The organism is Arthrobacter hankyongi, from assembly GCF_022012395.1.
In the GTDB taxonomy this organism is placed as follows: Bacteria; Actinomycetota; Actinomycetes; order Actinomycetales; family Micrococcaceae; genus Crystallibacter; species Crystallibacter hankyongi.
Genome location: NZ_JAKLTQ010000025.1, coordinates 12,479 through 24,731, shown reverse-complemented (window position 1 = coordinate 24,731; position 12,253 = coordinate 12,479). Strand labels below are relative to the sequence as shown.

Sequence of the window (12,253 nt, the reverse complement as noted above, 5' to 3'; positions counted from 1 at the left end):
GACACCCCAAGGAGAGAGATGACGAACAACAGCACCGCCGAGCAGGCCCGGTTCGAGCTGGCGCCCGGCGCCGGGATTCCGATGATCGGCCTGGGCACTTGGCCGCTGGCCGGTGAGGCCGCGGCCGACGCCGTCGCCCGCGGCCTCACCAACGGCTACCGCCACGTGGACACCGCGGAGAAGTACGGCAACGAAGACGCAGTGGGGGAAGGCATCCGCCGCTCGGGAATCGACCGCTCCGAGCTCTGGATTACCAGCAAGCTCAGCGTGGCCGGCCACTCCCGTACCGCTGTGCGGACAGCCTACGGCCAGGCGCTGGAGCGGCTGGGGCTCGAATATCTGGACCTGTTCCTGATCCACTGGCCCAACCCGAAGCTGGACCGCTACGTCGAGACCTGTGCCGGCCTGCAGGATCTCGTCGATGAGGGCCTGCTGCGCACCTGGGGCGTTTCCAACTTCAAGCCCGCGCACCTGGACCGCGTCGCGGCCGAGGGGCTGAAGCCGGCAGTCAACCAGGTCCAGGTGGACCCCCACCACCTGCAGCGGGGCCAACTGGACCACCATGCGGCGCTCGGCATCGCCACCGCGGCCTACAGCCCCCTTGGACGTGCCGGTGCGTTCCTCGACCACCCCGCAGTCACGGGCCCGGCCGCTGCGTACGGCAAGACACCGGCGCAGGTCGTGCTGCGATGGCATCTGGACTCCGGCCGCATTGCCGTGCCGAAGTCGGCCAGCGACGCCCGCCAGCTCGAGAACCTCGATGTCTTCGACTTCGCCCTCACCGGCGGCGAACGCGCCGCGATCGACGCCCTGGACACGGGCACAGGCCCGCGCCTGGACGCCGACGACTACGGCCACTAGGCCACACGGCCGCACATCCCACCGAACAACCAAACGGAGCCCCAGTATGAATACCCCCGCCACCCAGCCGCCCCTCGACGTCGACGTCCTCGTCATCGGTTCCGGGGCCGGCGGACTCTCCGCCGCCGTCACCGCTGCCTACCACGGGCTGAAAGTTGCCGTCGTGGAAAAGGCCCCGGTCTGCGGCGGGGCGACGTCATGGTCCGGCGGCTGGGCGTGGACGCCCGGCAACCCGCTGGCCAAGGCCGACGGCGTGGACGAGGACCGCGAGCAGTTCCGCACCTACCTGCGCCACCGGCTGGGGGAGAACTACGACGCCGACCGCGTCGAGGCGTTCCTCGAAGCCGTGCCGCACATGGTCGGCTTCTTCCAGGGGAAGACCAGCCTGCAGTTCACTCCCGGCGCCAGGATCAGGGACATCTACGGCAAGACGCCGGGCGCCGGCACCGGGCACCGCTCGGTCGGCCCCGCCCCGTACAACGCGCGCAACATCAGGCCCGGGCTGCGGGCCAAAATGCGCCACCAACTGTACGAGACCTCCTTCCTCGGCATGGGGATCATGGCCGGGCCGGACCTGACGAAGTTCCTCTCCGCGTCCCAGGGCAGCGTCACCGGCCTGCTCCACGCCGCCAGGCGCTTCGTCCCGCACGTGTTCGACCTGCTGGTCCACCGCCGCAACATGCAGCTGGTCAACGGCACTGCGCTGACCGGCCGGCTGCTCAAGTCCGCCGACGACCTCGGCGTCGACATCCGCGTCTCGACCCCGGCCCGGCGGCTGCTCACGGACGCCGCCGGCACCGTGGCCGGCGCCGAGGTGGAGGGCCCCGGGGGCCGGTACACGATCCGCGCCGCCCGCGGCGTGGTGCTCGCGACGGGCGGGTTCCCGCACGACGTCGAGCGCCGCCGGCAGCTCTTCCCCAAGACCCCCACCGGCCGCGAACACTGGACGCTGGCACCGGAGGAGACCACCGGGGACGGCCTCGCCATGGCGCAGGAGGTCGGAGCGCACTTCAAGACCGGTCTGGCCTCCCCTGCCGCCTGGTGCCCGGTTTCGCTCGTGCCCTACGCCAGCGGCCGCCAGGGCATCTTCCCGCACATCATGGACCGCGCCAAGCCCGGAAGCATCGGCGTGCGCCGCGACGGCAAGCGGTTCGTCAACGAGGCCAACGGCTACTACGACTATGTCGCCGCCCTCATCGAAGCCACGCCCGAGGGGGAACCTGCCGAGTCCTGGCAGATCGCCGATGCCCGGTTCGTGCGCAAGTACCCGCTGGGCATGGCCAAGCCGCTGCCCGTTCCGCTGTTCCCGTATCTGCGTTCCGGCTATCTGAAGAAGGGCCGCACCATCGAGGAACTGGCCCGGAACTGCGGCATCGACCCGCAGGGGCTCAGGGACACCGTCGAGCGCTTCAACGAGAACGCACGGCGCGGCGGGGACCCGGACTTCGAACGCGGGGAGACCGAGTTCAACCGCTACGGCGGCGACCCGAAGACCACACCCAACCCCTCGCTCGCCCCGATCAAAAAAGGCCCCTTCTATGCCGTGAAGGTGGTGCCCGGAAGCTTCGGGACCTTTGCCGGGATCGACGTCGATGCCCGTGCCCGGGTGCTCGACGGCGCCGGCCGGCCGATCCGCGGGCTGTACGCGGCGGGCAACGACCAGGCCAGCGTGATGGGCGGACATTACCCGGCCGGGGGCATCAACCTCGGGCCCGCCCTGACCTTCGGCTACGTCGCGGCCCGCGATCTGGCCGGAGCCGCGGCCTACGAGGACGACGGCAGCGTCCCCGCCCCGGCCGCCCGGGCCTAGCACCGGCGGCACCTCCCACGAACCGAATTCATGAAACGATAAGACCCGCACATCTGCAGCGGTTCCCCGTCCCTGATCATCAACTGCCGGGGATGCCGCGGCTGCAGCCGGGACCCGCCGCGCCGACAAAGGAGGCCGCCACGCACCGCCCAGCCGTCCCGCGCCCGGCGCTGCCCTGGGTGCTCGCCGGGATCGTGGTCATGTCCCTGAGCCTGCGCGCCCCGATCATTGCTCCCACCGCGGTGATCGGCGACATCCAGGCCGGCACCGGGCTGTCAGCGGCCGGTGCCGGCCTGCTCACCGGGATCCCGGTGCTGCTCTTCGCGCTCGCAACCCCGCTGGCAACCCGGACCATCCGCCGCTTCGGCCCGGAGGCCACCGTCATCCTGTGCCTGGCCGGGGTGCTGGCCGGTACGGTCCTGCGCTCGGTGGGGCCGGCCGCCGTCGTGCTGGCGGGTACGGTGCTGATCGGAACGGCGATGACGCTGGGCAACATCGTGGTGCCGGTGATCATCCGCCGGGACGTGCCGTGGCGTCAGGCCGCGACAGCCACCGGCGCGTACTCGGCGACGATGAACGTCGGCTCCATGGCCGTCCTGCTCGGCACCCCGCCGCTGGCAGGGCTCGTCGGCTGGCGCTGGGCGATCGCTGCCTGGGGCGCCGTGACCGCCGCAGGCCTCGCCTACTGGCTGTTCCGGGGACAGCCGCGCCGGCGCGCCGCCGGGGCAGGTGCCGGGCCCGGCGAGCCGGAGTACGCCCGAAGTACGACGGCGGCGCCCCGGACCCCGCGCACCTCGGACGGTCCCGGGGCGCTGGCCGCCACGGCCCGCGCGGCGGCGGAGCATGCCCGCAACCGGCGGATCATCGCGCTGCTGGTCCTGACCTTCTGCGGGCAGTCCGCCTCCTACTACACCACCACCGCCTGGCTGCCGCTGCTGCTGTCCGACACCCGCGGGCTGGGCCCGGGCGCGTCCGGCGCCGCGGCATCCCTGTTCCAGATCGCGGCCATCATCGGCGCCTTCGGGGTGCCGCTGCTGGCCGCCCGGACCAGGATCTGGGTGCCGGTGGCGGTCATCGCGGCCTGCTGGGTTGTGCTGCCGGCCGGGCTGCTGGCCGCCCCCGAGGCCTACGTGCTGTGGGCGGTCGTCGGCGGGATCGCCCAGGGCGGCGGCTTCACCGCGATCTTCTCCATCGTCCCGCGCATCGCCCGCAGCGACAACGAAGCCGCGTCCGCCTCGGCCCGCATCCAAGGCGGCGGCTACCTCGCCGCCACCGTCGCCCCGCCGCTGGCCGGATGGCTCCACACCGCCACCGGCGGCTGGACCGCGCCCCTGTTCCTGGTCCTCGCCGCCACCCTGGTGTTCGCCGGCAGCGGGCTCCTGGCCGCGCGGCTGTCCGAACGGCGGTAACCGGTACAGGAGTCCGGCTGCCGACCCCTTGCCGTCGAATACCCAGCGTGCTTTGTTTAATCCCTGGGCGGTCTTCCGGGCAGGGCGGGCTGTTGACATCAGCGGGGCCAGCGGCCAGACCTGATGCTGTCAGCAGAGGCAAAGGAGAGATGCCATGATCACCAATACCGAGGCCGTCCGAGCCGCCGGGGGCCGCGGTGACCGTTGAGCGGCCGGAGGATCCGGCACCCGCTTCCGATCCCTCTGGCACTCCTGCAGCCCCGGCCGGTCCCGCCAGAGAGCAATCTGCGGCGCCCGTCCTGGCCCGGCTCTGGTCGACCGCCTTGGGCCGGGCCGCTACCAGGTCCCTCCAGGTCCTGCTCGTGGCGTCGCTGGTCTGGGCCGTAGCCTGGACCGCAACCCGGGTCCCGCTGGTACTGAATCCGCTGCTGATCGCCCTGGTCCTCGCTTCGGCCATCTCCCCTGCCGTCCGCCGGCTCACTGAGGCCGGCTGGCCCAGGGCCTTGGCTGTCGGCACGTCCTTCGTCATCATTCTCGCCGTATTCGCCGGCATCATCGGCGGGATTATCGCCCTGATCCGGCAGCAGTCGGCCGAGCTTGCGGCACGGACGGTAGACGGAGTCAACAGGCTGCACGCGTTCCTGAACACCGGGCCGCTGGCCCTGAGCGACACCCAACTGGAAACCATCCGCCAGCAACTCGAACGGTTCTTCAGCAGCGGTTCGCTCGGTGCCGATGCGGTCACGGGCCTGCGGACGGCCGGCGAAATCCTGGCGGGGATGGTCCTGATGGCCGTCATTCTGTTCTTCTTCCTTAAGGACGGCGAACAGATCCGCAGCTTCCTGATCGGCTTCCTGCCACAACGGCACCAGGCCAAGGCACAGCTGGCGGCCGAACGCAGCGGCACGGTCCTGGGCGGTTACGTCCGGGGCACCGCCATCATTGCCGCCATTGACGCCCTCATCGTGCTGGCCGCCCTGCTGATCCTGCAAGTGCCGCTGGCGCTGCCGCTGGCGGTCTTCGTGTTCATCGGCGGTTTCATCCCGATCATCGGGGCCACCGTGGCCGGCACGCTGGCCGTACTGGTGGCGCTGGTGGCCAACGGCCCGGTCCCGGCCCTGATCGTGCTGGCCGTGCTGATTGGGGCGAACCAGCTCGAACATCACGTGCTCCAACCGCTGCTGATGGGCAAGGTACTGCACATGAACGGTCTGGTGATCGTGCTGGCCCTGACCTCCGGCGCCATGCTCGCCGGCGTCGTCGGCGCCCTGCTGGCCGTCCCGCTCACCGCCGTGGGCTGGACCGTCTTCAAGACCTGGTCCGGACGGGAAGCCCCCGGGCCGGAGCCCATCGACCCGAACGCTTCCGAGGCCGTGGTCTAAACCGGCCCGCCGCAGGCAACCGCGGCCGGACTGTCCGGGAATGTCTCCGGATTCACTGCGAATGGCCCGCGACTGCCACTGGCAGCGGGCATCGACCTGGTAGCTGCGATGGAACGCCAGCCGGAAACTCGGACTGCCAGATCCGCCGCCAAGAATGCCACTGCATGAGCCGGGACGGAGCCTGCTGGCAGGCAGTCCGAAGGTTGGCGGCCTTTTGGGTCCGCACATAACGCTCGGCTATCGGCGTATCCGCAGGGCTCCGAGTCCAGTACATGGTGATTGACCTATGGTGCGGAAGCGTGAATAAAGAAGCAGTAGCGAGCCTGCTACGTAAACCTATGTTCCTCGTGCAGGGCAGTGCTCCGGGGTGGATTTGCCCCGGTGAAAGACATCAGGCTGGGCAGGTTCCCCTCCCCGCCTGGCTGCCGCCCTCCTTGAGAATCAGACCCCGGCTTTGGCCAGGATGGCGTCGATCATCATGAAGAACCGGTCTTTGTGCCCTGCTGCGTCCGGGTCGGCCATGTACTGGAGCGCCGCGCCGTCGAAGATGGCGATGAATGCCCGGGCCAGTGCCCCGAATCCCATAAGGCACTCCTCGCCGCCGTGTTCGGCCGCGGAAGAAAATATGATCGAGGATCGCCTGGGCGATCCGCAGCTCAGCACGGCCGAGGTTGCCGCGGCCGTTGGCATCAGCGAACGTCACCTCACCCGGATCTTCGCCGAGGCGGGAGAACCGCCCAGTCTCTATATCCTCGGCCGGCGGCTGGAACTGGCGAGGAACAACCTCACCGATCCAACCCAAAGAACGACGCCGGTGGGAAAGATCGCCGCGGATGCCGGCTTCGCCCCGCAAAGTTATCAGCAGGCGCGGCAACAAGAAACTCAAACCCGCCCTGTTCCTCTCCGCCTTCGCGGCCCTTCACCACCCGCGCTCACGGGCGTACTACGACCGCAAGCGCGCCGAGGGCAAACGCCACAACCAGGCCCTCATCGCCCTCACCCGCCGCCGTTCAGACGTCCTCTTCGCCATGCTTCGTGACGGCACCCTCTATGAAGATCCCCAGCCCGTGCCCATCTCATCGGCCGCTTGACGAAAACCATAGAGGCACCCCCATCGGCGTGCCCAGCCGGCTGTCTGGCCGTTGCCTGACGGCGGCTGCGTCACTCATTGTTTTTCTGAACCCTGAGTGAAGCAGCCGGCGCCGTAGGTTGAAACAGCCTCCCGGGCCTGAGTGCGGATATCCCCTGGGCCGGGCATCGGGTACCGTCCTAGAGATCGACCAGGCCCTTGGCCAGCGCGGCAGCAGCTCCCAGGAAGGCGATCACGATGACGCCGAACCGGGTATGGGCATCGGCGATGAACCGCTGCAGCTTCTCCCTGGTGTAGATGCCAGCCACTATCATTGCGGTGATCAGGATCCAGGCGAAGGCGCTGAAAGGAGGCATCTGGCCGGGGTCCAGGGCAAGCTTGGCGGTCAGCGTCACGACGGCGATGGTCACAAAGAACGGCTGGAGAGTGGCAGCGAACGGAGGCTGCGGCCAGCGGGACAACAGCGCGTAGGCGCTGACCGAGGGTCCGCCCACCCCGGCGACGGCGTTGGTCACTCAGGAGGCGAAGCCGGCCAGCGCCTTGGACGAATTGCCCGTCACCACCACGGAGGTGCGCTGCAGGACCAAGGACACGCTCAGGGCCACCAGCACCACCGCGCCAACGGTCACCGCCAGAGGCGCCGATGGAAGGTAGACAGCGGCGAATGAAGCGGGACGCTGCCAAAAACCGCGGGTACCGCAAGCCACCTGTACATGTTCCAGTCCAGGTCGCGCCAGACCCGGAACATGATCAGCAGCGAGGACACGAGCCCGCACACGTTGGCCATCAGCGCTCCCCCGTGGGCGCCAAGGAGGATCACCAGGAACGGGGAGATCAGCAGTGCGAAGCCCAGCCCTGCAATCCGCTGGGCGATTGCCCCGATAAAGACCGCCACGAGCACAACGCCAAGAAGTCCGGAAGTCGCCAAGACACACTACGCCGTTCAAACGGTTCATCTGCCACCGAAATTCCAACCCTTCGGCTCACTCTTCTTCATAGCGTCAAGTCTTAGTCTGAGCATTCGCCGTCCTACCGGCCCTACACCGAACAGCAGGGCCGGGCACTACAACCGCACCTGTTCAAGGAAGGGGCTTCGCGGTATCGGGCAGCTTAGAGGCCGAACGCATTGCCAGTTTCCGACTTGGCACCACGGCTAGAATCACCACCGAGGCCGCACCTCTGTAAAAGGCCAGCCCGTACCAATCTCCCAGTTCAATACCGGTATCAAAGGCCCGGCACTCTGAGACCCAGGGCTGCATGCAGCCTAGAGTCGCAGGACGCGGCAGGTCTGGTGGCCACCTCAAATCGGTGGGAGCAGCACGACGTCCCGTGCAGCCATCTCTTTGAGCAGCACGCGCCGATGGCAGTGTTCTTCCTGCCGTTCAAAGCACATCACGGCAACGACGGATCCTCGTGCCAGCCGTGCCAGCCAGTCCATATCCTGCAGCGCGGGTTCCCGTTCAAGCAGAGCCAGATACCTCAGCTCCGCCTGCGGATCTCCCTTGGCGAAACCTGCCCGGTTCTCCTTGGGATTGCCTAAAGAGGGCAGATGGACGTATTCGATGCCGGCCCCGGAAAGGTGCGCGGCGAGTGCCTTTTTCGCCAGGCCTCTCGTCCGGCTCATGGGCGTGAGCCGGACGTCGGCCAGCAACCCCACCCGGCGGTCGAGCAGCCGCTCCACCAGTGACTCGGCGGTGTGGGATTGGTAGCCGCAGGAGACCAGGCCCGGCGCCGTCAAGCGCCTGCCCTTCCATAGACCTCGGCGCAGATGTGCTCGGCGATTGCCAGGGCGGAGGTGGCCGCTGGCGACGGCGCATTGCGCACCAGCGTAATCCTGTTGTGGGCGGTGATCCAGAAGTCATCGACCAGTTCTCCGTTGCGCCTGACGGCTTGGGCACGCACGCCGGCGGGCCATGGGAGCAGGTCCGATGTTGTCAGGTCCGGAAGGTACCGCCGCGCCTGGGCTGCGAAGTACCGTTTGCTGAGCGAACCCACGATTTCGGTAGTCCCCATCTTCCAGTTCTTCCGTGCCATCGTCCAGAAACCTGGCCAGCCCAGGATGGACTGCAGGTCCCGGACGGAGATGTCCCAGCGGCGGTAACCTTGCAGGGCGAGGGCCGGCACGGCGTTGGGCCCTACGTCCACGGTCCCGCCGATGCGGCGGGTCAGATGGATCCCGAGGAAGGGATAGCGCGGATCCGGCACTGGGTAGACCAGCCCCCGGACCTTGGAAGCTGCTGCCTCGGAGAGCTGATAGTACTCGCCTCGGAAGGGGATGATGCGCGGATCTGAGTCGGAGCCGGCCTTCTCGGCGAGGTTCGCGGACTGCAGACCCCCGCAGACGATGGCCCTGTCCGCGCTCAGTTCTCCGGTAGTGGTTTCGGCCACCACGCAGTCACGCTCCTGCCGGAAGCCGGTGACTTCGGAACCCAGGATTATCCGGCCGCCGCGGGCAACGATGTCCGCCGCCAGTGCCCGGGATACTTCCGCGAAATCCACTATGGAAGTGGCCGGTGAATGCAGGGCAGCGATTCCAGCCACATGCGGTTCTATCTCCCGCAGCCCGGCATCGTCCATCATCACTACTTCGGTGGCCCCGTTCGCCTCGGCGCGCCTGTGGATTTCGGTCAGGCGGTGCCGGTCCTGCTCATTAAGTGCGACAACGAGCTTGCCCACGGCCGAGACGGGCACCTTCTGCTCGAGGCAGAAATCCGTGAGCAGGCTCCGGCCCCGCCGGCACAACTCGGCCTTGAGGGAGCCCGGGGTGTAGTAGATGCCCGCATGGATGACGCCGCTGTTATGCCCGGTCTGGTGGGCCGCAACGACGGCCTCCTTGTCCACCACCTTGACGTCCTCCCCGGGCCGGTCAAGCAGGAGCTGCCGGGCGACCGCCAGCCCGACGATCCCTGCACCGACGACGAGTACGCTCACCACGACCCTCCATGCCCGATGGCGGCCGTCTTCGTCCGGGTGTAGAAGCGCAGCCCGTCCAGCCCCTGCTCCTTGAAGGCCGAACCGGAGTCCTTGAATCCACCAAAGGGATGGTGGACGTCCCAGCCCGAGGTCGGAAGGTTCACCGATATCTGTCCGGCATCGACCTCCTCGATGAAACGGTGCGTGGCGGCGAGGGACCCGGTGAAGATGGCCGCGGACAGGCCATAGGCGGTGTCGTTTGCCTTGGCGATGGCCTCGTCGAGGTCATCGATGGTGCTGACGGCCAGTACGGGGCCGAAAACCTCATCCCGCCACAGTGACATCTCCTCAGTGACTCCGGCGACGACGGCGGGGGCCACGAAGCATCCGGCGCCAGTTCCGTCCGCCGTGGGTGCCTCCCCGCCGGTCAGGACCTTTGCACCTTGGAGCTGCGCCCGCTGGACATGTTCGAGTACGCTGCGCTGATGGGCCCGGCTGATGAGCGGGCCCATGGTGGAGCCGGCAGCGTTCCCGGGCCCCGGGCGATGGGCGGCCGCGGCCTCTGCCATGCGGTCCAGGAACTCGTCCTGGACTTGGCGGTGCACCAAGACGCGGCTGGTGGCGGTACAGCGCTGTCCTGCCTGGGCATAGGCCGCCGCGGCGATGGTCCGCACAGTGAGGTCCAGGTCAGCGTCCGGCAGTACCACGGCAGGGTTCTTGCCGCCCATCTCCGCCTGGAACCGGACGCTGCGTCCTGCCAGCAGTTTCTCCAGCGCGAAGCCCGTCGCGGTGGAACCGGTGACGGTCACCCCGGAAACCCGCGGATCCGCGAGCACCGCGGAGGCCATGGTGTCGTTGGATGTGTGCACGGTGTTGAGCACCCCGGCCGGCAGTCCGGCGTCGTGCAGGGCACGGGCGAAATGCTGCAGCGCCAGCGGTGTTTGGATCGAGGGTTTGGCGACGACGGTATTCCCGGCAATCAAGGCGGGAGACAGCTTGCGTGCCGGCGTCAGTATCGGATCATTCCACGGGGCGATGGCCACGATGACGCCTATGGGCTCCCGGCGGGAAAACACCTGGGTGCCAGGCCGCCCGTCGTCGAGCAGATCTCCATAGGAGAGACGCCCGACGCCTGCATAGTAGTCCAGGAAATCTGCGCTCTTGGCGACTTCGACGCGCGCCTCCACCAGGAGCTTGCCGTTCTCCCGCGTAATGTCGGCGGCGATCGCTTCAGCACGGTCGCGCAGCAGGTCGGCCGCGCGCGCCAGGATCGCACCCCGTTCCACGAGCGGAGTCCGGCGCCACCGGTGGAAGGCGGCGGCCGCGGAATCGAGGGCGTGCCGGGCGGCGTCTGGTCCGGCGAGGCTGATGGTGCCGATAACGTCCCCCTCGTCGGCCGGATTCAGGTCCTCCACCTCTCCGGCATCGAAGCCCGAGGACCAGTTGCCGTCCGTGAGTTGTTCAATGCTGACCCTCATGCGTTCACTCCTTCGTTTTTCTGAAGACCTGGCAATCCGCTGCCGGGAAGCTCGCCGCACGCCATGGCCGCCACCAGGTCCGTCAATGCATCCAAGGCGAAGGGACGCGGATTGGCGGGGCGGGGGTAGCGGTGAATACATTCCTGAGCCATCTCGCGGGCCTCGTCCGCGGGGATCCCTATGTCTGCGAGGCTCGTAGGCAGCCCGAGGCGCTCGGCCAGCTGCCGGAGCTCGACGGCAGCATCGTCCAGGCTATCCGACCGGCCCTCTGTGATGGCCAAAGCCAGATCATCGGCTCCAGGGAGTTCACTGCCGGCGTTGTATGCCACACAGTAGGGCAGGGCGATGGCACAGGTGACGCCGTGCGGCAGGTGCTTGCGGTTGGCGATCGTGTAGGCGAGGGAATGACCGAGGATTACTCCGGCGTTCAGGGCCAAGCCCGCCTGGTGGGCGCCGTAGAGCGTCGCGCGACGCGCGTCCATATCGCTGCCACGGGCAACTGCCCGCGGCAGCCACTCGCGCAGCAGCCGGATGGCCTGCAGACTCGCCTGCGCGGAGAGCGGGCTGCGGTTTCGGGAGAGGAACGCCTCCACGGCGTGGGCCATGGCGTCCATTCCGGTCGCTGCCGTGACCGCCGGTGGGAGCCCGACCACTAGTTCGGGGTCCAGGACAGCCAGCAACGGAACCAGCAGCGGATGGCTGCAGATGACCTTTCGGCCCTGCTCGTCCGCCAGCATCGAAATGCGGGTTACCTCGGCACCGGTGCCGCTGGTGGTCGGAACCAGGACGAGGGGAAGCCCTGGTTCGGCCTCCGGGTCGATCCCCAGGAAGTCCGCGACCGGCTTGTCCGTGGTAGCGGCAAGGGCTGCGATTTTTGCTACGTCCATGGCGCTGCCACCACCGATTCCAACCACTGCCTTCGGCCCCATGGACCTGAGGAAATCAAGTGCGTCCTGCGCCGCGGCGAGGGTAGGCTCTCCCACCGGGAGCGCGAACAAATGCGTCCTGTACCCCGCGGCCTCGAGACCCTGGAGCAGGGGCTCCGCGATGCCGAACTCGGCGACGGCGCTGTCGGCTATCACCCCGACGGCCCCGGCCGGCACCGACCACGCGGCCAGTGCCGTGCCGGCTTCGGCCGCAGCACCGTCACCCACCAGGACCTGGCGGGGCGCGAGGAATGGCCGCGGAATTCCTGCAAGTAGATCGGATGAGGTCATGTGCAACTCCTGGGCTCGGGGTGGGTCCGGCATGCCGCTGGCAGTGACCTTCGGGACATGCCGTGCTGTCCTGCCAGTCTGTATGGGCCTGGA

11 protein-coding genes and 2 pseudogenes are annotated in these 12,253 nt (G+C 68.3%); 6 read left to right on the top strand and 7 right to left on the bottom strand.

Annotation, left to right across the window (positions count from 1 at the left end; all coding sequences use genetic code 11):
• Positions 1–18 precede the first annotated feature (18 nt).
• The 4 genes from LVY72_RS21360 (at position 19) to LVY72_RS21345 (ending at position 5,462) form a co-directional block, all read left to right on the top strand.
• Complete coding sequence (locus LVY72_RS21360; RefSeq protein WP_237826328.1) at positions 19–861, top strand: aldo/keto reductase; 843 nt, start codon at positions 19–21, stop codon at positions 859–861.
• Positions 862–907: 46 nt separating this feature from the next.
• Positions 908–2,671, top strand: coding sequence for an FAD-dependent oxidoreductase (locus LVY72_RS21355; protein ID WP_237826324.1), 1,764 nt, complete (start codon positions 908–910; stop codon positions 2,669–2,671).
• A 92-nt stretch (positions 2,672–2,763) separates the two neighbouring features.
• Complete coding sequence (locus LVY72_RS21350) at positions 2,764–4,080, top strand: MFS transporter (RefSeq protein ID WP_237826322.1); 1,317 nt, start codon at positions 2,764–2,766, stop codon at positions 4,078–4,080.
• Between the two features lie 323 nt (positions 4,081–4,403).
• Complete coding sequence (locus tag LVY72_RS21345) at positions 4,404–5,462, top strand: AI-2E family transporter (protein WP_237826320.1); 1,059 nt, start codon at positions 4,404–4,406, stop codon at positions 5,460–5,462.
• A 441-nt stretch (positions 5,463–5,903) separates the two neighbouring features.
• Here LVY72_RS21345 and LVY72_RS21340 read toward each other — a convergent pair whose 3' ends face one another.
• On the bottom strand, positions 5,904–6,047 hold the full coding sequence (locus LVY72_RS21340) for a hypothetical protein (protein ID WP_237826319.1): 144 nt from the start codon (positions 6,045–6,047) through the stop codon (positions 5,904–5,906).
• Between LVY72_RS21340 and LVY72_RS24975 the strand changes: the two are divergent.
• Both LVY72_RS24975 and LVY72_RS24970 read left to right on the top strand, forming a co-directional pair.
• Positions 5,983–6,261, top strand: a pseudogene (locus tag LVY72_RS24975) (hypothetical protein); the annotation flags it as partial. The gene LVY72_RS21340 and the pseudogene LVY72_RS24975 sit on opposite strands and share 65 nt — an antisense overlap.
• A 61-nt stretch (positions 6,262–6,322) precedes the next feature.
• Positions 6,323–6,553: pseudogene (locus LVY72_RS24970) on the top strand (IS110 family transposase); the annotation flags it as partial.
• Positions 6,554–6,731: 178 nt separating this feature from the next.
• Here the strand turns inward: LVY72_RS24970 and LVY72_RS21330 are convergent.
• The 6 genes from LVY72_RS21330 to LVY72_RS21305 form a co-directional block, all read right to left on the bottom strand.
• Positions 6,732–7,067, bottom strand: coding sequence for a hypothetical protein (locus LVY72_RS21330; protein ID WP_237826318.1), 336 nt, complete (start codon positions 7,065–7,067; stop codon positions 6,732–6,734).
• A 110-nt stretch (positions 7,068–7,177) separates the two neighbouring features.
• The gene (locus LVY72_RS21325) at positions 7,178–7,447 is read right to left on the bottom strand and encodes a hypothetical protein (protein ID WP_237826316.1); all 270 of its coding nucleotides are present in this window, start codon (positions 7,445–7,447) and stop codon (positions 7,178–7,180) included.
• Between the two features lie 405 nt (positions 7,448–7,852).
• The gene (locus LVY72_RS21320; RefSeq protein WP_237826314.1) at positions 7,853–8,290 is read right to left on the bottom strand and encodes a DUF488 domain-containing protein; all 438 of its coding nucleotides are present in this window, start codon (positions 8,288–8,290) and stop codon (positions 7,853–7,855) included.
• Positions 8,287–9,483: an L-2-hydroxyglutarate dehydrogenase gene (gene lhgD / locus LVY72_RS21315; RefSeq protein ID WP_308190856.1), complete on the bottom strand. Its 1,197-nt coding sequence runs from the start codon at positions 9,481–9,483 to the stop codon at positions 8,287–8,289. Before lhgD ends, LVY72_RS21320 begins: the two co-directional genes overlap by 4 nt.
• Positions 9,480–10,943 (bottom strand): aldehyde dehydrogenase family protein, encoded by a 1,464-nt coding sequence (locus LVY72_RS21310; protein WP_237826310.1) that lies wholly within the window; start codon positions 10,941–10,943, stop codon positions 9,480–9,482. Before LVY72_RS21310 ends, lhgD begins: the two co-directional genes overlap by 4 nt.
• Positions 10,940–12,160: an iron-containing alcohol dehydrogenase family protein gene (locus tag LVY72_RS21305; RefSeq protein WP_237826307.1), complete on the bottom strand. Its 1,221-nt coding sequence runs from the start codon at positions 12,158–12,160 to the stop codon at positions 10,940–10,942. Before LVY72_RS21305 ends, LVY72_RS21310 begins: the two co-directional genes overlap by 4 nt.
• Between the last annotated feature and the right edge of the window lie 93 nt (positions 12,161–12,253).

Bases quoted from the DNA above. Each gene is read 5' to 3' on its own strand.
- LVY72_RS21360 (WP_237826328.1), top strand. From the start codon at position 19: ATGACGAACAACAGCACCGCCGAGCAGGCCCGGTTCGAGCTGGCGCCC.
- LVY72_RS21350 (WP_237826322.1), top strand. From the start codon at position 2,764: ATGCCGCGGCTGCAGCCGGGACCCGCCGCGCCGACAAAGGAGGCCGCC.
- LVY72_RS21310 (WP_237826310.1), bottom strand. From the start codon at position 10,943: ATGAGGGTCAGCATTGAACAACTCACGGACGGCAACTGGTCCTCGGGC.
- LVY72_RS21355 (WP_237826324.1), top strand. From the start codon at position 908: ATGAATACCCCCGCCACCCAGCCGCCCCTCGACGTCGACGTCCTCGTC.
- LVY72_RS21340 (WP_237826319.1), bottom strand. From the start codon at position 6,047: ATGGGATTCGGGGCACTGGCCCGGGCATTCATCGCCATCTTCGACGGC.
- LVY72_RS21305 (WP_237826307.1), bottom strand. From the start codon at position 12,160: ATGACCTCATCCGATCTACTTGCAGGAATTCCGCGGCCATTCCTCGCG.